The sequence below is a fragment of the Hyphomonadaceae bacterium ML37 genome (assembly GCA_027627685.1).
Lineage (GTDB): Bacteria > Pseudomonadota > Alphaproteobacteria > Caulobacterales > Maricaulaceae > Oceanicaulis.
On the sequence record CP091241.1, the window covers coordinates 1,188,334 to 1,206,667 of the forward strand.

Annotated in this window: 19 protein-coding genes, 2 tRNA genes and 1 pseudogene; 12 read left to right on the forward strand and 10 right to left on the reverse strand. The window is 66.5% G+C overall.

The window, feature by feature from the left end; all coding sequences use genetic code 11:
- Positions 1-128: 128 nt before the first annotated feature.
- Together L2D01_05795 and L2D01_05800 are read left to right on the forward strand one after the other, a co-directional pair.
- Positions 129-2,591, forward strand: a complete 2,463-nt coding sequence (locus L2D01_05795; GenBank protein WBQ11296.1) for a TonB-dependent receptor — start codon at positions 129-131, stop codon at positions 2,589-2,591.
- Positions 2,592-2,681: 90 nt separating this feature from the next.
- Complete coding sequence (locus L2D01_05800) at positions 2,682-3,752, forward strand: chromophore lyase CpcT/CpeT (GenBank protein ID WBQ11297.1); 1,071 nt, start codon at positions 2,682-2,684, stop codon at positions 3,750-3,752.
- Here the strand turns inward: L2D01_05800 and aroC are convergent.
- Both aroC and L2D01_05810 read right to left on the reverse strand, forming a co-directional pair.
- Positions 3,740-4,831 carry a chorismate synthase gene (gene aroC, locus L2D01_05805; GenBank protein ID WBQ11298.1) on the reverse strand — a complete coding sequence of 364 codons (1,092 nt, stop codon included), beginning with the start codon at positions 4,829-4,831 and terminating at the stop codon, positions 3,740-3,742. The two genes, L2D01_05800 and aroC, sit on opposite strands and share 13 nt — an antisense overlap.
- Positions 4,832-4,892: 61 nt before the next feature.
- A complete protein-coding gene (locus tag L2D01_05810) occupies positions 4,893-5,426 on the reverse strand; it encodes a J domain-containing protein (GenBank protein ID WBQ11299.1) in 534 nt (177 codons plus the stop codon).
- A 91-nt stretch (positions 5,427-5,517) separates the two neighbouring features.
- Here L2D01_05810 and pdxH point away from each other — a divergent pair, with 91 nt between their 5' ends.
- The 3 genes from pdxH (at position 5,518) to murD (ending at position 8,598) form a co-directional block, all read left to right on the forward strand.
- Complete coding sequence (gene pdxH, locus L2D01_05815; protein ID WBQ11300.1) at positions 5,518-6,186, forward strand: pyridoxamine 5'-phosphate oxidase; 669 nt, start codon at positions 5,518-5,520, stop codon at positions 6,184-6,186.
- 63 nt (positions 6,187-6,249) lie between these two features.
- Positions 6,250-7,200 carry a DUF1499 domain-containing protein gene (locus L2D01_05820; GenBank protein ID WBQ11301.1) on the forward strand — a complete coding sequence of 317 codons (951 nt, stop codon included), beginning with the start codon at positions 6,250-6,252 and terminating at the stop codon, positions 7,198-7,200.
- 72 nt (positions 7,201-7,272) lie between these two features.
- Complete coding sequence (gene murD, locus L2D01_05825; protein ID WBQ11302.1) at positions 7,273-8,598, forward strand: UDP-N-acetylmuramoyl-L-alanine--D-glutamate ligase; 1,326 nt, start codon at positions 7,273-7,275, stop codon at positions 8,596-8,598.
- On the opposite strand, the gene L2D01_05830 is transcribed toward murD, so the two are convergent.
- The gene (locus tag L2D01_05830) at positions 8,595-9,824 is read right to left on the reverse strand and encodes a threonine synthase (protein WBQ11303.1); all 1,230 of its coding nucleotides are present in this window, start codon (positions 9,822-9,824) and stop codon (positions 8,595-8,597) included. The two genes, murD and L2D01_05830, sit on opposite strands and share 4 nt — an antisense overlap.
- Before the next feature lie 87 nt (positions 9,825-9,911).
- A complete protein-coding gene (locus L2D01_05835; GenBank protein ID WBQ11304.1) occupies positions 9,912-10,511 on the reverse strand; it encodes a hypothetical protein in 600 nt (199 codons plus the stop codon).
- Positions 10,512-10,638: 127 nt separating this feature from the next.
- On the opposite strand from L2D01_05835, the gene L2D01_05840 reads away from it, so the two are divergent.
- Positions 10,639-10,714, forward strand: a tRNA-Lys gene (locus L2D01_05840).
- Between the two features lie 100 nt (positions 10,715-10,814).
- On the opposite strand, the gene L2D01_05845 is transcribed toward L2D01_05840, so the two are convergent.
- On the reverse strand, positions 10,815-11,528 hold the full coding sequence (locus tag L2D01_05845; GenBank protein ID WBQ11305.1) for a hypothetical protein: 714 nt from the start codon (positions 11,526-11,528) through the stop codon (positions 10,815-10,817).
- Between the two features lie 217 nt (positions 11,529-11,745).
- Between L2D01_05845 and L2D01_05850 the strand changes: the two genes are divergently transcribed.
- Positions 11,746-11,822: transfer RNA gene (locus L2D01_05850), tRNA-Met, on the forward strand.
- Between the two features lie 360 nt (positions 11,823-12,182).
- On the opposite strand, the gene L2D01_05855 is transcribed toward L2D01_05850, so the two are convergent.
- Complete coding sequence (locus tag L2D01_05855) at positions 12,183-13,028, reverse strand: Fic family protein (protein WBQ11306.1); 846 nt, start codon at positions 13,026-13,028, stop codon at positions 12,183-12,185.
- 496 nt (positions 13,029-13,524) lie between these two features.
- Positions 13,525-13,675 (reverse strand): annotated as a pseudogene (locus L2D01_05860) (ATPase).
- Positions 13,676-14,111: 436 nt separating this feature from the next.
- Between L2D01_05860 and L2D01_05865 the strand changes: the two are divergent.
- The 5 genes from L2D01_05865 to L2D01_05885 all read left to right on the forward strand — a co-directional run bounded on the left by L2D01_05865 (position 14,112) and on the right by L2D01_05885 (position 16,129).
- Positions 14,112-14,648, forward strand: coding sequence for a hypothetical protein (locus L2D01_05865; GenBank protein ID WBQ11307.1), 537 nt, complete (start codon positions 14,112-14,114; stop codon positions 14,646-14,648).
- Positions 14,645-14,836: a hypothetical protein gene (locus L2D01_05870; GenBank protein ID WBQ11308.1), complete on the forward strand. Its 192-nt coding sequence runs from the start codon at positions 14,645-14,647 to the stop codon at positions 14,834-14,836. Before L2D01_05865 ends, L2D01_05870 begins: the two co-directional genes overlap by 4 nt.
- A complete protein-coding gene (locus L2D01_05875) occupies positions 14,833-15,264 on the forward strand; it encodes a DUF6362 family protein (GenBank protein WBQ11309.1) in 432 nt (143 codons plus the stop codon). The genes L2D01_05870 and L2D01_05875 overlap by 4 nt, the downstream gene beginning before the upstream one ends.
- Before the next feature lie 74 nt (positions 15,265-15,338).
- Complete coding sequence (locus tag L2D01_05880; GenBank protein ID WBQ11310.1) at positions 15,339-15,614, forward strand: DUF1778 domain-containing protein; 276 nt, start codon at positions 15,339-15,341, stop codon at positions 15,612-15,614.
- Positions 15,611-16,129 carry a GNAT family N-acetyltransferase gene (locus L2D01_05885; GenBank protein ID WBQ11311.1) on the forward strand — a complete coding sequence of 173 codons (519 nt, stop codon included), beginning with the start codon at positions 15,611-15,613 and terminating at the stop codon, positions 16,127-16,129. Before L2D01_05880 ends, L2D01_05885 begins: the two co-directional genes overlap by 4 nt.
- Positions 16,130-16,203: 74 nt before the next feature.
- On the opposite strand, the gene L2D01_05890 is transcribed toward L2D01_05885, so the two are convergent.
- From L2D01_05890 to L2D01_05900, 3 genes are all read right to left on the reverse strand, one after another.
- The gene (locus L2D01_05890; protein WBQ11312.1) at positions 16,204-16,617 is read right to left on the reverse strand and encodes a type II toxin-antitoxin system VapC family toxin; all 414 of its coding nucleotides are present in this window, start codon (positions 16,615-16,617) and stop codon (positions 16,204-16,206) included.
- A complete protein-coding gene (locus L2D01_05895; GenBank protein ID WBQ11313.1) occupies positions 16,614-16,898 on the reverse strand; it encodes a hypothetical protein in 285 nt (94 codons plus the stop codon). Before L2D01_05895 ends, L2D01_05890 begins: the two co-directional genes overlap by 4 nt.
- Before the next feature lie 709 nt (positions 16,899-17,607).
- Positions 17,608-18,318, reverse strand: a complete 711-nt coding sequence (locus L2D01_05900; protein WBQ11314.1) for a hypothetical protein — start codon at positions 18,316-18,318, stop codon at positions 17,608-17,610.
- Between the last annotated feature and the right edge of the window lie 16 nt (positions 18,319-18,334).

Here is an 18,334-nt window from a genome sequence, read left to right on the forward strand (position 1 = left end):
AACATGACAGCGGTCTGACAGAATGAAATGGTATATCAATTGAAACAGACCTGCGTCCGCGCCCGAGTCGCGCTGGCCAGGACCACGACTCACAAGGCTGAAAAAGCCGCGCAAGGGGAGACTAGAGCGTGAAAAAGCACATCCTGTTGACTACGGCCGCCGCGATCGCCGCGACCAGCCTGGCGGCCATACCCGCCGCCTCAGCCCAGGAAGAGGGCGCCCAGCCGCAAGCGCGCGACGTCATCACCGTGACGGCGCGTCTGCGTGAGGAAACCATTCTGGATGCACCGGTCGCGGTCACCGCGTTCGGCCAGGAGGATATTCTCGATCTCGGCCTGCAGTCGGTGGACGATGTGGCGCGCTTCACGCCCGGCCTGTCCTTCTCGGCCGCCTTCGGGCGCACGTCGGAGCGCCCGGTGATCCGCGGCCAGGCCAACGTGCTCGCCGGCGTCCAGTTCGGCGTGGAATCAGGCACCGCCTACTTCATCGACGGCGTCTATTATCCCGGCTCGATCCAGAATCTTGACACCAATGATCTGGCCCGGGTCGAGGTGATCCGCGGTCCGCAAAGCGCGCTATACGGACGCAACACCTATGCGGGCGCGATCAACTTCATCACGCGCGGCGCCACGGACGAGTTTGAGGGCCAGCTGCGCGCTCGCGGCGGCACTTACGGCGAGCACGAGGTGTCGGCCGGCATCTCCGGCCCCATGGGCGACCGCGCCGGATTCCGCCTGTCGATGCGCGACTACAATTACGACGGCGAGTGGACCAATCAGGTCACCGGCGACACAGTAGGCTCCCAGTCCACGACATCGTTCTCCGCCGTGGTGGACCTCAATCCGACCGACCATTTCGACTTCCGCCTGCGCGCCCAGTACTCGGAATCGCGCGACGGCACGCTGCCGCTCTTCCTGCAGCCGGCCGCCAGCAATAACTGCTCGCCGGGTTACCGCTCGCTGAATTACTGGTCCCGCTCGGGAAGCACGAACAACAACCAGTATTTCTGCGGCGTGATCCAGCCCGGCCAGGTCGCGCTGAACACCGGTCCCGCCCTTCCGGGCCAGCCGGCCATCGTGCCGGGCGTGCCGGCCAACGCGCTCAATCCCTTCCTGCCGTTCCAGCTCTACTCGACGGCGGACGGCACGGCCTTTGACGGCATCAGCAACAATACCATTCTGATGTCCGGCATCATGAACTGGGACATGGGCGGCTCGGGCTATGTCCTGACCGTGTCCGGCGCCTATCGTGATGAGGAACGCCGCTTCGGTTCGGACTCCGACCACAGCTCCATCAACTTTGTCCTTCAGCCGGTGGGCATGGCTGACACGGGCGCGTTCTTCGCCAACACCACCCGCAATCTGGTCGAAGACTATTCGTTCGAGGCGCGCCTGGCGTCGCCGGTGAACGAGCGTCTGCGCTGGATGGTCGGCGCGTATTACTATGACCAGGTCAATGACGGGTTCTCGATCACCTTCTCCAATCCGTCGGGCAATGCGTCCAACCAGCTGACCACCACCAACACGGCGTTCTTCGGCCTGATCGAATACGACGTCACCGACAATCTGACGGTCACGTTTGAAGGCCGGCACGCCGAGGAAGAAAAGACCACGCTGGACGGGATCAGCACGGCGACCCCGTTCAACCGGTCCGACACCTTCTCCAACTTCACCCCGCGCCTGACGCTGAACTGGTCGGTCAATCCCGAAACCACCCTGTTCGCCATCTATGCGCGCGGTGTGAAGCCGGGCGGCCAGAACGGCCAGATCGGCGAGACCACCGGCAACCCGATCTATGATCAGGAAACGTCGGAGAATTTTGAAGTCGGCGTGAAGCAATCTCTGTTCGGCGGGGCCGGATACTTTGCCGCATCGGCCTACTTCATCGAGGCGACCGACGTGCAGCTGACCACGGCGGTGTCGAACCCGGCCGGCGCAATCAACTCGGTGGCCACCAACCAGGGCGCGGCGGAGATCCTCGGCCTTGAGTTGGAATACCGCCAGCAGCTCACCGACATGCTGTCTGTGGGCGCGACCTATGCCTGGACCCAGCCGGAGTTCACCGAAGGGTGCGACGATGCGCAGTGGGAGCTGACCTCGGGCGGCGGCGTGATCGCGGGCAATGCGACGGCGCCGGGCACGGGGACGCAGTTCTTCGGCCAGACCGGCAATTGCTCCATCGCGGGCAACCGCATTCCGCTGACCTCCGAACACCAGTTGTCGGTGAATGGCGAACTGCGCGCGCCCTTCGGCCAGAACGGCCGCCTGGAATGGTTCGCACGCGGCGACTACACTTATGAGTCGTCGAAATACGTGCAGGTTCACAATCTGGCCGAAACGGGGTCAGCCTCGATCCTCGGCGCCCAGATCGGGATCGAGAGCGATACCTGGACGATCATGGCCTATGGCCGCAACATGCTGGACGAAGACTCCATCGTGATGGCGACCCGCTGGCTGCAGACCCCCTATCTCAGCGCCGGCTTCTCGCCCAACACCGCGCCGGCCGACGCCGCCCGCGGTGCGCCGCGCGCCTTCTTCGGCACGCTGCGCCGCGGCGCCGCCTATGGCGTGGAAGCCCGCTACCGCTTCTAGGACCGTCCTTCACGGACAGTCCTGAGGGGCTTGGGGAACAGAACGGCCGGGCCACACAGGCCCGGCCGTTCGCATGTGGAGAAGCATACCATGAAGGTGAAGACCATCTGTGAGAGCGTGCGGGCCTCCGCCGCAAGCCTGGTGACCGCGCTGGCGCTATGCGCCGGGTTCGCTGCGCCCGGCGCGGCGCAGTCCACATCCGATCCAGTCATGGCGCGCGATCTGGCGGACTTCCTGAGCTGGTTCGAAGGGCGTTTCGACAATGACCGCCAGGTGTTCTTCGCAGACGCGCTGGGCGTGCCCGAGGACGCCCGCCATGAGCGCATCCATTCGGTGTTCCGGCGCGTGGACCTTCCCGCGTTCGGTGAGCACGTCTTCTATGTCGAGCAATATTCAGGCGCGGACGCAGGCGTTATCTACCGCCAGCGCATCTATGTGTTCACGCCCGCGCCGGAGACCGGTGAAATCCGCCTGGACATCCATGCGCCGCGTGCGGCGGAACGCCTCGCCGGCGCGCATCTGGATGCGGATTTGCTAGCGGGACTGACGCCGGCGGATGCGACGGCCTTTCCGCAATGCGCCGTCTATTGGCGCCGTCAGGAGAACCAGTTCGTGGGCCAAACCCGCCGCGGCGAATGCCGGGTGGTCAGCCAGCGCAGCGGCCAGACGCTGATCATCGAGGATGATCTGGTGCTGACGCCCGGCGCCATCTGGATCCGCGACCGGGCCGAAACCGAGGACGGGACCTTTGTCTATGGCAATCGCGCCGGCATCGCCCATCAGCTGCGCCGGGCGCGCCCCTTTTTGTGCTGGACCGCGGTGCTGCGCGGGGTGAGCCATGGAGAGAGCGGGGAGGGCGTTCCGCCTTCGCAATGGGATTTCCGCCGCGATGTCTTCATCCATGATCAGGGCGGGCGCGCTGTGATCGAGACCGACGAGACGCCGCCGCGCCGGGTGGAGCTCCGCCTGCGCGATGTGGACTGGCCGGATGGCGCGCGGCGCGGCTCGCTGACGCTCTATGTCCATGAGGCGGGCGATGACCGCGCCGTATCCTACGCCTGGGGCGAGGCGGGGGCGGAGCGGATCGGGATCAATTTGCGCTGGATGCAGGCCAGTTGCACTCATGCGCCCGGCGTGTGGGGCCCCGGTCAGGCCCGGTAGGCCTGCGCGCGCAGCTTGTGATCGGCCAGCACCAGGGCGGCCATAGCCTCGGCCACCGGCACAGCGCGAATGCCCACGCACGGGTCATGGCGCCCTTGCGTGGCGATGGTGGTCTCTTCGAGGTCCCTCGTCAGCGTGCGCCGCTCGATCCGGATCGAGCTGGTCGGCTTGATCGCCACGCGGATCACCAGATCCTGACCCGTGGAGATGCCGCCCAGCACGCCGCCGTTGAAATTCGAGGTGAAGACAGGCTGGCCGCCGGGGCCGAGGCGCATTTCATCGGCGGCGTCCTCACCGCGCAGGCCCGCCGCCGCCATGCCGGCGCCGATCTCCACGCCCTTGGCGGCGTTGATCGACATCATGGCGCTGGCCATATCCTGATCGAGCTTGCCATAGACCGGCGCGCCCCAGCCTGCCGGGACGCCGCTGACGACCACCTCCACCAGCGCGCCAACCGAACTGCCGGCGCGGCGGATTGCGTCCATGTCGCCAGCCCAAAGGGCGGCGGTGTCCGCGTCGGGGCAGAAGAAGTCATTGCGCGCGACCTCGTCCCAGTCCCAGCGGGACCGGTCAATGGCGCGCGGGCCGATCTGCACCAGCGCGCCGCGTAAGGTCACGCCGTCGCCCAGCACCTTGCGGGCCACTGCGCCGCCCGCCACCCGCGCCGCCGTTTCGCGCGCCGAGGACCGCCCCCCGCCGCGATAATCGCGCACGCCGTACTTGGCGTCATAGGTGTAGTCGGCATGGCCCGGCCGCCAGGCGTCGCGAATATCGGAATAATCCTTGGAGCGCTGATCCACATTATCGATCTGAAGCGCGATGGGCGCACCGGTGGTCAGCTGCTGCGCCATGCGCTCGTCTTGGAACACGCCCGACAATATGCGCACCTGATCGGGTTCGCGCCGCTGGGTGACATGGCGCGACTGGCCGGGGCGGCGCTGGTCCAGCCAGGGCTGGATGTCCGCCTCGGTCAGCGCGATCCCCGCCGGACATCCGTCCACCACGCAGCCCAAAGCCGGCCCGTGGCTTTCGCCCCAGGTGGTGATGCGGAAAAGGTGGCCGAACGTGTTGTGGGACATGGGGCGTGACTCAGATTGAGGAAGGCGCAGCGGCTCACCATAAGCGCGCCTTGGTCAGGCGTCACGCCGCCCCGGTGCGCGCCCAGCGGGCCAGGCGGGCCGAGGGCGAGGCCCTGACATAGCGGTCGCAGAAGGCGCGCAGGACGCCGGCGGCGTCCTCGGCCAGCTCCTGAGCTTCGCTGCGCGCGTCGGCGCCGGCGTCCGCCGCGTCTGACGGAACGGTCTCATCGACCTGGACATGGATGCGCCAGCGCGGATCGCCGACCGGGGTCAGCACCAGGCCGCTCTGCGCGCCGGCGGGCAGGCGCACCAGCACGTCTTGCTGCTCGATGCGCACCGTGCGCACGCCGCCCCGGCGGGCGATCTCGGGCGAGACGATCAGCTCATGGCGGCGCGGGGCCGCGCCGCGCAGCGTGTCATAGGCGCTGAGCAGGCGCTGCAGATCAGCCAGCGTTTCGGGCGTCGGCGCCGCGATGTCAGGATGGACGCTCTTTACACGCGCACGAAAACGGGTGCGGACCTCTTGGAAGTCGGCGCCGGGCGGCAGATCCAGGATATGATAGGCGGCCTCAACGGCCTGGCGCGTCACGTTCATCGGCGCACGCTAGCGCCCGACTGGTTGTCAAACGGTTGACCGCAAATCCCGACGCGCTAAGTCAGCGTGACGCAACAGCCCAGGAGCGCCCATGAGCGGCCGCGACGCCATCCCGCCCAGTCCGAGCGACGCCGACTACGCCCGCGAGGCCGAGGCGGCCCCGGAGGACATTTTCACGCGCGAGGATCCGGTGGCGTTGTTTGGCGAGTGGCTGGAACAGGCGCGCAAGCGCGAGCCCAATGATCCCAACGCCATGGCGCTGGGCACGGCGGACGCCGACGGCCTGCCCGATGTGCGCATGGTGCTTTTGAAGGATGTGGATGCGCGCGGCTTCACCTTCTACACCAATACCCAAAGCGCCAAGGGCTTGCAGCTGGAGGCCAACAGCAAGGCGGCGCTGTGCTTCCACTGGAAATCCCTGCGCCGTCAGGTGCGGGTGCGCGGCGCGGTGGAGCGGGTCAGCGACGCCGAGGCCGACGCCTATTTCGCCAGCCGGGCGCGCGACAGCCGTATCGGCGCCTGGGCGAGCCAGCAGTCCCGCCCGCTGGAAAGCCGCTTTGCACTTGAGAAAGCCGTCGCTTCCCATGCGGCCAAATTCCATATCGGTGACATTCCCCGGCCGGAGTTCTGGACCGGCTACCGCGTGGTTCCGGTGCGCATCGAATTCTGGCGCGACCGCGCCTTCCGCCTGCATGACCGCATGGTGTTCGAGCGTGACCTGGAGGACACGCCCTGGCGTGTGACGCGGCTGTATCCGTGAATATCTGTATGAGCGCGCCGCCAGGGCGTATACTGCACACGCTGGATAAAGGGGGCGACCGCCATGATGACTATCCTGCGCACCATTCGGCATCTGATTGTGGGCCTGGCCGCGTTCGCCGCGATCGCAACGCCGCTCTGGTTCGTTGTTGCGGCGTTCGGCGGCAAGTTCGGCTTCTGGGCGCCCATTGACGGCTTCCGGCATGTGTTGGGGCTGGCGGGCTTCAACGCGCTGAACTGGCTGGGTCTGCCCGGCGCCATCGGCGGCGGGTTCATCCTGCCGGTGACCGCCGTGCTGGGCCTGCTGGCGCTGATCGTGGCCGTCGGCTTCCGCCTCATATTCGGGCGCGCCAATGCGCCGGGCGCCGGGGGGTATGTTGCGGGCGTTTTGGCGTTGATCGTCGGCGCTGCGCCTCTGGCGCTGGTGTCCAGCGCATCCGGTGACCGCGCGGCGATCCCGCCCATCCATGACATCACGACCGATTTCGAGACCCCGCCCCAGTTCACTGGCGCGTTGATCGAGCGCCGCGGCGCCAACGCCAATTCAGTGGACTATCATTCCAAGACCGACCCGCGCTCGCAGCGCCCGCTGCCGCAGGTCCAGGCCGAGGCCTATCCCGACATTGCGCCCCTGATCACCCCGGCCGAGCCGGCGCTGGCCTACCGGGCGGCCCACTCTGCGGCGCGTGATCTGGGCTGGCGCATCTCCACCGCGTCGGAGGGCGCGATGATGTTTGAAGCCCAGGACGTGACCTTCTGGTTCGGCTTCATCGACGATGTGGTGGTGCGCGTCACGCCGCTGGACGATGGCGGATCGCGTGTGGATGCGCGTTCGGTGTCGCGTGTGGGCATGTCCGATCTCGGCGCCAACGCGGCGCGCCTGCGCACTTTCTTCGCGGCGCTGGAAAGCAGTCTGGGCCAGGGCGCCGCCATGGCGCCTGCGCCGGAGCCCCAGTCTGAGCCTGAGCCTGAGCCCCAGCCCGAGCCTGCACCCGAATCCGGCGACGCTGGCTGACCGGCGCAGCCCGCTTGCGCGTGCGGGCGAAACACGCTTGCCTTGATGCGGGTTGAAACAGGATTTGCGCGCATGCGGGCCGGGCGGTTTGCCGATTACGACAGGCTCCTGATCTGGGGCTATGGCAAGGAAGGCCGCGCCGTGCTGGCGCTGGCCCTCGCTGAGGCGGCGGGCGTGAGGCTGGGGGTGATCGACCGCACGCGGCCCGAGGATCTGCCCGCCGGCGTCGCCTATCTTGACGAGGACGCGCTGGAGGCCGCCGTGCAAGCGGGCGGCCGCGTGCTGATCGTCAAAAGCCCCGGCGTCTCGCTGTATGATCCGCGCCTGTCAGCGGCGCTGCGCGCAGGCGCGCGCCTGACCAGCCAGACCAATCTCTGGTTCGAGCGCAAACCGGCCAGCCAGCGCGTGATCGGGATTACCGGCACCAAGGGCAAATCCACCAGCTCGGCGCTCCTGCACCATATGCTGCGCGCGCTGGGCGAGGACGCGGTGCTGGCGGGCAATATCGGCGAGCCGGTGATCGAAACGCCGCCGGGCGCGAGCACGGTGGTGGCGGAGCTCTCCAGCTATCAGTGCGCGGATCTGCTTCACGGGCCGGACTATGGCGTGATGGTCAATCTGATGCGCGAGCACATCCCCTGGCACCGCTCGCTGGAGGCGTATCAGCGCGACAAGGCGCGCCTGGTCAGCCTGGATCCCAACACACGCGCCGTGCTGAACGCGGGCGATGACCGCCTGGCCAGCCTGTTCGCCCACCGGCCCAATACGCTCTGGTACAACACGCCCGACACCTTCCATGCGCCCGGCGGCGTGGTGCATCGCGCTGGCGAGGTCTGGGGCGCCATCCCCAGCGTGCCGGGGCCACACAATGCGCTCAATGCCTGCGCGGGTCTCAGCGTGATCGCGGATATGGGGCTGGATGCGCGCGCGGCGTTCGACAGCCTGTCAGACTTCCATGGCCTGCCCCACCGGCTGCAGACCGTGGCGGTGAAGGGCGAGGTGCGGTTCGTCGATGACTCGCTCGCCACCACGCCCGAAGCGCTGGTTCTGGCGCTGGACGCCTTTCCCGGAGAGGATGTGGCGCTGATCCTGGGCGGGGAGGAGCGTGAGCAGGATTATGAGGCGCTGGCCGCCGCGCTGGAGCGCCATGACCGCATCCGCGCCATCATCACCATCCCCGAAAACGGCCCGCGCATCGTCGCGGCGCTGGCGGGCGGGCGCCATGCGTCCGTGTGCGCCTATGAGACCGATTTCGATAGGGCCGTGGCGCGCGCCGCCGCGTCCCTGACCGCCGGGGTCGTTCTGCTCTCTCCGGCTGCGCCGCGCGGGCGCCAGTTCACCGTGTTCGGCGCACGCGGGCGGGCGTTTGCGGCGGCGGCGCAGGCGCTGGCGGACTAACCCTCCAGCATCGCCCGCGTCACCGGCTTCGTCCGGTCCAGATCACGCGCGCGGTCGGGCAGGGCGTATTTCAGGCCCGAGCCGCAATTGAACAGGACGCAGCGCGCATCCGCTTCGATCAGCCCGGCGGCGCGGGCATTGCGTGCGGCGGCGAGCGTCGCCGCGCCTTCCGGGCAGAGCAGCAGCCCGTCCGCGCGCCCGCACAAAGCGCGCGCCGCTTCAATCTCGGCCTCGCTCACCGCCAGCGCCGCCGCGCCGCTGGCGCGCACGGCCCGCAGGATCAGGAAATCGCCAATCGCCTTGGGCACGCGGATACCGGCGGCACTGGTGGAAGCATCCAGCCATTCGGGCGCATGCTCCTCGCCCGCCACGAAGGCCTTGACGATGGGCGCGCAGCCATCGGCCTGGACGGCGAACATTTTCGGGCGCTCCGGCCCGATCCAGCCCAGCGCCTCCATTTCGTCGAACGCCTTCCACATACCGATCAGGCCGGTGCCGCCGCCGGTGGGGTAGAAGATCGCGTCAGGCAGGGTCCAGCCCAGCTGCCACGCGAGCTCGATCCCCATCGTCTTCTTGCCCTCGATCCGGTAGGGCTCTTTCAGCGTGGAGACGTCAAACCAGCCCATCTCCTCTTTGAGGGCGCCCACCAGCGCCCCGCACTGATGGATCAGGCCGTTGACGCGGTAGACATGCCCGCCCTGGGCGGCGATCTCGCGCAGGTTCACTTCGGGCGTGTCGGCCGGGCAGAAGGACCAGGTCTCCATCCCCGCCCGCGCGCCATAGGCCGACAACGCCGCGCCGGCATTGCCATTGGTGGGCATGGCCATGGCCCTGATCCCGAACTGTCGCGCCATGGACACCGCCAGCGCCAGCCCGCGCGCCTTGAAACTGCCCGTGGGCAGGCGGCCCTCATCCTTGATCAGAAGCGGGCCTTTGAGCCCGATCGCCCGGGCGCTGGCAGGCGTTTCGATCAGGGGCGTGTCCACCTCGCCCAGGCTGGTGACATGGGCGTCATCGGCCACGGGCAGAAGCTCGCGCCATTTCCAGAAACCCGGATGGGTATGAGCGGCGCGCGCGGCGATGGCGTCGCGGTCGGCGGTGCGCTTCAGCGCCGCCAGATCATAGCGCGCCAGCAGCGGCCAGCCCTCGGGCGAGAGATTATGGGCCCGGTCGGCGGCCAGGCGCGCGCCGGTCATGGAACACTCAAGATGGGTGAAATGGCTCATGGACGCTCCGGGCGGGCAGGGAGAGCCGAGCCTATGGCGCGCCGCCTTCGATGCAAGCCCGGCGCTGCGCGCGGTGGCGTACAGGGCTCACTCCGCCTCGATCAGCCCATAGGCCTCGAAGGCGCGCTGCAGATAGCGCGGCTGGCAGCCGAAGCCCGCGTGCAGGCCGCGCAGGAAAGCGCGGCGTTTGAGGGCCAGCTCGTGCTCGGTGCGGGCCGCACGTTCGATTTCAGCGGCGCCGCCGACAAAGCGCACCACCGGCCGGATCGGGTTCAGCCCGACGATGAGCGAGCGGTACTGGTCGCGGGCGAGATCGGGCGCATCGGCGGCCAGATCCCGGCCACGCTCCATCATGGTGGGGTCGTCTTCGCCGGTCTCCTCGCCGGTTTCGGGCGGCGGCGCTTCGCGGTCCGGTCCCAGAACGACAGTCAGGCGGGCGATGTCGCGCGCGGTGTTGGAGCACGTCCGGCGTGCCCCCGCGCCGCCATAGGGGGTTGGCACGGTGTCGTCGCCATCATCCACCCGGATCCGCCCCGGCCGCTCGCGCGGCAGGCCGATGGCGTCAGCCCCGGCCTCGCGCGTATCGGTGACCATGGCGTCCATGCCGTTCCCGGCGCCGCCCGCGCAACCGGCCGCCGCCAGAAGAACGGGGACAGCCAGACACAGGGAGAGCGCGCGTGTAATCATGGGCTCAGTGTACCGCGTTGAATCGGGCGAGAGAATGGCGTCGGGAGGCCTGCTGCGCCTGTGGCGCCGCGGCGCTTGACCCGCGCAGGGGCCGACTATAGTTTCCGCGCCTCTCCCGAGAGGGTCAGAGCCGATAGCTCAGCTGGTAGAGCAACTGACTTTTAATCAGTAGGTCCCGGGTTCGAGCCCCGGTCGGCTCACCAAGTCCAAGGGGCTTGGGAGGTGCGCGCCGAACCGGCGCGCCGTCAGACACCCCCCGCAGGTTCCCGGCCGCCATTGGCCAGCAGATCAAGCCCGCAAGGCTTACCAGCGCGCACGCAGGGCCACGCCGGCATAGTGCTCGTCTTCCCTCCACTCACGCGCGCCAGCGCGGTAGCGGCGTTGTTCGCGCACATAGCCCAGCGTGGCGTAGACGTCTGCGCCCAGCTCCACGCCCACGCCGAAATGCGCGTCGCCTACGCTGGCTTCGACGCCGGCGGGCGCCAGCGTGTAGCTGAGCGGTCCGCCCGGCGCGATCATATAGCTCTCGCGTCCCGCCCCGCCGACCAGGAAGACCGGCGGCAGATCGGTCAGTTCGCGGGTCGTCGCCGTGACCTGCAGCCCCATGGCGGAGCCAGACCATCCGGGCGGCTGAGGCGTTGCGGCGCGTGCGTGCAGCGTCACCTCCGGGGTCAGGGCGACACCCCCTGCCGGCGTTGCTTCCGTGTGGCGGGTGGAGCCGGGTTCTGCGGCGAAGCGCAGCGCCGTCCCTGATCCATTGAGCGCAGCCGCCACCGCCGCGCGGCTGCCCTGGGAGGCCTCGGTGCGGGCGAATTGGGCCGGATCAAATGCGGGCGTGGGCCAATCTCCAGGCAGGGCGCTCTGGGTCGCGGCATCAGTCACGAAGGTGGTGAACAGGGCGCCGCCCGCCACCAGAGCGGCCAGGGAAAGCTCGGTCGCCCGGTGCCGCGACATACGCCTGCGCGCGTTGTCTCCGAGCCTGCTGCGGCCGCCGCCGCGCCAATTCCAGTCGCTCATCCAGCCCCCCAGCGTGATTTTAACCCCGTGCGGGCTGTCCCTCCCGCCGGAGCGTTGCGTTTATAAGTATTAAGATAGTGCAAGCAGGCGCGCGTGGGCAAGCGCAGACTGGCCGGCCACGCGCGGCCCGGCGCGCAGTGCAGATGTTGACGGCGCCGCGCGGGCGTCATACACAGCGCCTCCCTTGGACGCGGCCCGGTCGCGAACATAGGTTTGACGCGGGGTGGAGCAGCCCGGTAGCTCGTCAGGCTCATAACCTGAAGGTCGTAGGTTCAAATCCTACCCCCGCACCCAAATCCCTTTGTTTTTTCAAATGCTTGAGTACCGTCCTCGCGGGCGGCGTTTGTGTTTCCAACTCACGTGGAAGCACTGTGGAAGCAAGAGGGGGCGAAGGCCTTCAAATTGCTTCGTAAATCGGTACCAGCGACGAGCTTTGCTTCCAGTACCTGTGAATCGGCTTCAAAATATGACCCACTGAAAATTTGCCTTACCTAATTGAAAGTGCTGCATTTTTACCAAGCCTAACGGGGGTCATGGCCGGCGCCGATAATGACCCCTGTCGGCGAGGCATTTCTTGATTGGACTCAATTGCCTGCGATGAAATGCAACGGGGTCAAATTTGGAAGCCTGTCCACAATCTCACGGTGTTCTGAACTACAGGGGCTCGGTTCCCCGGCTGAGTATGCTCAAGTAGTCGCTGTAGACATACATCCTGCCACGCTGCTTGCCCGTCACCTCCCGCACGATGCCGAGATCCTCCAGATGCTGGATCGATTTGGCAATTGTCGGAGGCGAGATGCTCAGCCGCTGCGCCGCTGCGGGAATGCCGATGATCGGCTTCTGCTGAAGCAGCTGGTGTACCCGAAGGGCGGATGCGGCTGGGCGCCCGAGATCCTCGATCCGGTGCCGATCGGCTTCGAACAGCGCGAGGATCTCGCGCGCCGCCTCTGATGCCTGCAGAGACGTCTCGGCGATGCCGTCTAGGAAGAACTCCAGCCATGTTTCCCAGTCGCCGCTCTCACGAACCTGCTGCAGCAGGTCGTAGTACTGGCGGCGATGCGTCTTGAAATAGAGACTGAGATAGAGGATCGGCTCCTTCAGGATGCCCTGCGTGCAGAGCAGGAACGTGATCAGCAGCCGACCGAGACGACCGTTACCATCGAGAAACGGATGAATGGTCTCGAACTGCACGTGGACCAGCCCAGCCTTGATGAGGGTCGGCATTTCTGGCGTGTCGGCATGGATGAACGCTTCCAGGTCCGACATTAGGTCGAGGACGTGCTCGGGCGGTGCCGGGACGAAGAGGGCATTGCCGGGTCGCGTGCCACCGATCCAGTTCTGTGACCGTCGGAAGTCGCCTGGTTGCTTCGTGCTACCGCGGCCCTTTTGAAGAAGGATGGCGTGGATCTCCCGGATCAGGCGCAGGGAAAGCGGAAGGCCTTCGCGGATCCTCTCGAGGCCATGGTTCATGGCGGCGACGTAGTTGGAAACCTCCTGCACGTCGTCGAGCGGGACGCCCGGCGCTTCCTCGCTCTCGAAGAGCAGCAGGTCGGAAAGCGACGACTGCGTGCCCTCGATCTACGAGGATAGCAGCGCCTCCTTGCGGACGTACATGTAAAGAAAGAGAGGAGTGTCGGGCAGGATGGAGGTCACGCCATCGAGTCGCCCGATCGCACGGTTCGCGCGCTCGAGGTGACGGTAGAGCCGCTCCATCCTGACGGGCGGAGACGGCGGCAAGGGCGGAGGCACAAACGCCTCCGCGCGCTCCCCTGCGGTCGAGATCGCTACGAGGCGTCCCAGGCGCGATGGCTCCGCTGCTGACGCCATGGTTGAAAAAGGATCCTTTCCTTGGCAGGCCGATTGAGAAAGGATAGCGCAAAATCCTTTCTTTGTTGTGGTTCTAACGGAAGCTTCCTTTTATGTAAAATGTTCATTCCCTCTATCCGCGCCAGGTCCGGTCTGGCCTCAGGCCTGTGTTTTGAACCGCCAGCTCTCATTGCCGGCCAAGGAACGCTCTGCTCGCGAGATCGCAGACGAGCGTCCCGTTCATTGGCGTCCCGGAAATGGAACTCGTCGATCTCGTTGGCCAGCGGCAGCTTGGCGATGGTCATCTGGTGCTTGATGAAGTCCGCTTGGGACCCTGAGATGGGCGGGAGGCTGGTTGGGCTCAGCCAAAAGACAAGAGCGAGTGTGAACCTCGCGGCGCGGGTGTGAACCTCCAGAACCGAGGTTCACACGGACAACCCGCTGATCTCAATGGGAAATGTGAACCTTGTGAACCTTGTGAACCTTTTTCCACCCCTACGCACACGCGCGCGCGCGCGCACATGAAAGAAGAGGCCGGAACAGGTTCACAAGGTTCACAAGGTTCACAAACCCGAACCAGATCAGATGGTTACGGGTGTGAACCTGCGGGGGAACCTCCAGGGGGAGGTTCTCAAGGTTCACACATCCCCGACTGGCTGCGCGAGCTCGATCCATGAGGCACGCACACCCCGATCCGACGGCGGCGGCCCCGTACCGCCAAGCACCAGGCCGCCGCCGCCTTCCACCACGACCAGCCACCGTCAAAGGAGACCCATCATGGCTGACCTGACTGTGTCCAGCGCCGCGCGTGGCGCAACCCCGCAACTGCCGCCGGGCGCAGATGCGCACCGCACCATGCTGGCGCTCGATCTGGGCACCTCGACTGGTTGGGCGCTGCGCACCCCGGATGGTCTGATCACCAGCGGCACGCTCTCGCTGCGCCCCAGCCGCTATGACGGTGGCGGCATGCGCTATCTGCGCTTCTCGGGCTGGCTCGGCGAGCTCGACAGGCTCTCCGGTCCGGTCGCCGCCATCTGGTTCGAGGAGGTCCGCCGCCACGCTGCGACCGACGCCGCCCATGTCTATGGCGGGCTCATGGCCACGCTGACCGCCTGGGCTGAACTGCGCGGCGTGCCCTATCAGGGTGTCCCGGTCGGCACGATCAAGCGTCACGCTACCGGCAAGGGTAATGCGCCCAAGGAGGCCATGATCGCGGCAGGCCGCGCCCGCGGGTTCTCGCCCGCCGATGAAAATGAGGCCGACGCCATCGCCATCCTACTGTGGGCCATCGAGACCCGGGGAGGTGTGCTGTGAGGTGGGCGCCGCGCGGATACGGCGGCCAGCGCCGCAGCCCCGAAGAGGTCAAGCGCGAGGGATGGCGCGAGCAGCGCGTCATCGCGGTCTCGCTCGATGATGATCGCCTGACCTGGCCCGAGCGTGAGATGATCCGGCAACTCGGCGAGAAGCTCTATGGCCCCCAGAACAGGGACATGCGCCGATGATCCAATGGACACTGACCATGGTCGCGGACCGTCTTGAGAGCGCAGCCGATGTGCTCGCCACGCTGCCCGGCGTCAAGCCGCAGGGCTATTTCAGCGCGTGGCCCGAGTACGTCCACAGCTTTGCTGATCAGGTGGGTCAGACACCCCGCATGAGCCGGCCGCGCCCGAGCCCCCACCAGATCAGCCAGGCCGAACAAGCCATGCTCTGGCTGCGCTGGCTGGAGAAAGACGATGCCCGCCTCGTCTGGGCGCGCGCCAACCGCAGTCCATGGAAGGCCATCTGCTGGGATCTCGGGGTCAGCCGCGCCACCGCGAACCGGCGCCATGATTACGCTCTGGCCGTAATCGCCTGGCGGCTGAACGGGCGCAATGTGCCTCGGCTGCGGTCGCGGCGCCATGTGATCGAACGGGTCAAAGAGGGGTCCTGACCCCGTCAGCGCCGCGTGCCTTTCTTGTCCGTACGGTGTCCGTATGATATCAGAGCCAAAGGGAGATATCCGCCATGTTCAGTGCTGAAGCCAAATCCGAACGCATCGAGGTGCGCACCACGCCGACCATGAAGGCGTTGCTGCAGCGCGCCGCCACGTCCTCGCACAAGAACGTGACGGAGTTCCTGCTCGAGGCCGGGATCCAGGCTGCCGAGGCGGCGCTGATTGATCGCCGCCTCTTCCAGCTGGATGAGGCGCAGTGGCAAGCCTTCCAGGATGCGCTCGACCGTCCTGTCCAGAGCAAGCCGCGTCTTGCCAGACTGCTCGCGAACAAGAGCTTGCTGGAGTGACGGCTGCCGACCAAACGTTCAGCGCCATCTCAAAGCTCGACGCCTCCCACGAGGTCTCGCAATTTGATTGCGGTAAAGAGCCGCTCAATCGGTTCCTGCAACGCCACGCGCTCGTCAATCTGAAAGCAGGCAGCGCCCAGACCTATGTCGTCTGTCTCGAAAAGCAGCGCGTCGTGGGGTATTACAGCCTTGCGGTCGGCGCCGTTGAGTATGGCGACGCCCCCAGCCGGGTCGCCACGGGACTTGCCCGCCACCCGATCCCTGTCATGCTTCTGGCCCGCCTTGCCGTCGACCGGAACCAGCAGGCAAAGGGGCTTGGCAGGGCGCTGCTCAAGGACGCCCTTCTGCGCACGGTTGAAGCCGCTGACATTGCGGGCATAAGGGCGCTCATCGTTCACGCCAAGGACGATGAGGCGCGCGCCTGGTATGAGGCTTTTGATTTCGAGCCAAGCGCGACAGACCCGTATCACCTCTTCTTGCTGATGAAAGACCTGCGCGCGCTCGTCGGCGCGTGATCACATCTTTATCAGAGCGCGAGAGTGCGCTGTGCCCGGAAGCTTTCCGGCAGTCTCGCAGCTGTCAGGCCTGCTTATGGATTAAAGGGGTTCAGCACGTCCACGTCCAGCCCGGCCACATCCGCCGTGTTGCGCGTCACGAGTGTCAGACCGTTGGCCTTGGCCGTCGCCGCCAGCAATGCGTCGATCACGGGCGCCGGACGGATCGCGTTCATTCGGCCCCATTCCTCGGCGACGGCGGTGTCGACGGGGAGCACCCGGTCTGCGAAGCCCGCAATGACATCGCCGAGCCACGCCTCGAGCGCGTCGGCCTTTCGAGGATCGCGGCGACGTGCAAGCTCCACGCCCTTGCGGATCTCACCCAGCACCAGCGCGCTGAGCCACAGATCATCTTCGGCAACGCCCGCCCACCAGGCCGCCACGGCGCGATCGCACCGGTCGCCCTTGCGCACTTCTGAAATGATGTTGGTGTCGATCAGGAAGCTCACAGGGAAACGTCGCGCCCGAAATCGCGCGGTCGCTCAAGATCGATCCCTTCGAGCGGCGCTGCCGCGAGCAGTGCCTTGAGGCCGCCGCTGCGGGGCGTGGCGATCCTCTCGCGCAGGATAGCGCGCGTCTCACTCTCGCGCTCGGGATCGCCGAGGGCAGTGGCGACCTCCCGCACGAGGGCGGCGTCCTCCTTGCGGACCTGCACTTCGACGCGCACGAACCCCTGCCGCTGGCGGCGCTTGCGCCATTGGGTGACGGGAGACGGATCGGTGCTGGCCATATTGCCCTCCATTGACCGGAAATATTACCGGAAATGCGGGGGTGCGGCAACCGGGTTCAAAAGCGCGATGTCAAGGTCACACCGCTCATCTGAGACATTTTTGCGTGAGACACCGCGAGGCGAGACGGTTCCGGCCAGAGAGGCTACAAAACAACCAGACTAGGATACTTGCGCACGAGCTGGCCTGTGGTGCTCGCGAGCTGGATCCCGCCCTGGACCCCGCAGTCCAGGACGGAGTCCAGACGGACCTGCGCACGGGCGGTTTGCAAGGCTCGCTTGCCTGCCTTCTGCCCTTGCGAAAACCGTCTCTGGAGGCGGTTTTGAGACGGTCTTTCCGGTTCAAACGATGACCGGTTGACCGGAAAAACAGTCTCCGCCCTCTCGTAAGCCATTGATTGTACGGTTCCTTTCCGTTCACTTCGTATGCTGGCGGGCTAAGCGCGCCATATCGCTAGCGCCAGAGCGATTTTTTTGGGAAGCCACCCTTTGCGGAAGCCACCCCGATACGCCTGAAATCCACAATAAAACAGTGACATAGGCGGTGGATTCCAAGGTGGGTTCCCTGGACTCCGGAAGCCACCCGGAGTCCACCCGGGAAGCCACTGGAATCCACCCGCCGGAATCCACCCCCGCCAGCCCACAGGATCAGCGTCATACCCTTTGGCTCGTCACTGGCCTGTATGACACACGGGTGGATCGATGTCCGAATTCAGGGGCGGCTGCAACTGGATGAGGTAAAGATTCCCGAGATATGGTCCCTGCAAGCGGGTGCGGGCCGGCTCTGGGGGCGAGGAGGGGGCGTGGGGGCTACCGGCGCCGGCGCCGGTATGGTCGTGCCGATCCGGGCCAGCTCCGTGCGGATTTCGGCCAGTTGCAGTGAAATGCGCGAGTAGCGGTCTTGTGCCCGCGTCCAGTTCGACAACTCGTCCGAGCACGCATTGAAACCCGTCGCGCCGTAACCTCCTGCCCCGCCGGGAGTTTGTGCACAGAACATGTAGGCCTGGCAGGCGGAGACGGCCAGCCGGTAGGAGGCATCGATATCGAGATCCAGAATGCGGCTGAGCCGGATGCGCTCGCTGGCTTCAGCCGGGCCCGCGTCCTGCCCGAGCGGTTCGCGGCGGTATACGGCGTCTGTTGCCTGACGTGTCGCGGCCTGTCCGGTCAGGAAGGCGTGCCAGTGCGGATCGCGCGAGATTTCCGCGAACTGGCGCTGCATTACGCGGTGCTGCTCCTCCAGACCGCTGACCGAGCAGATCCGTTCAGCCACTGCGGCGGTCTCGTGGCGGGAAAGCCCCGCCATATGACCCGTCAGCGGTGCGGCCGGCGGGGACTGGGTGCACCCCGTCACAAACAGGGCTATGCTCAGGGCAAGCCCGGCAGGGGCGGTGCTTCTGGCCTGGATATATCGTGTGCGCTGCATGTCCCCTGGTTCTCCC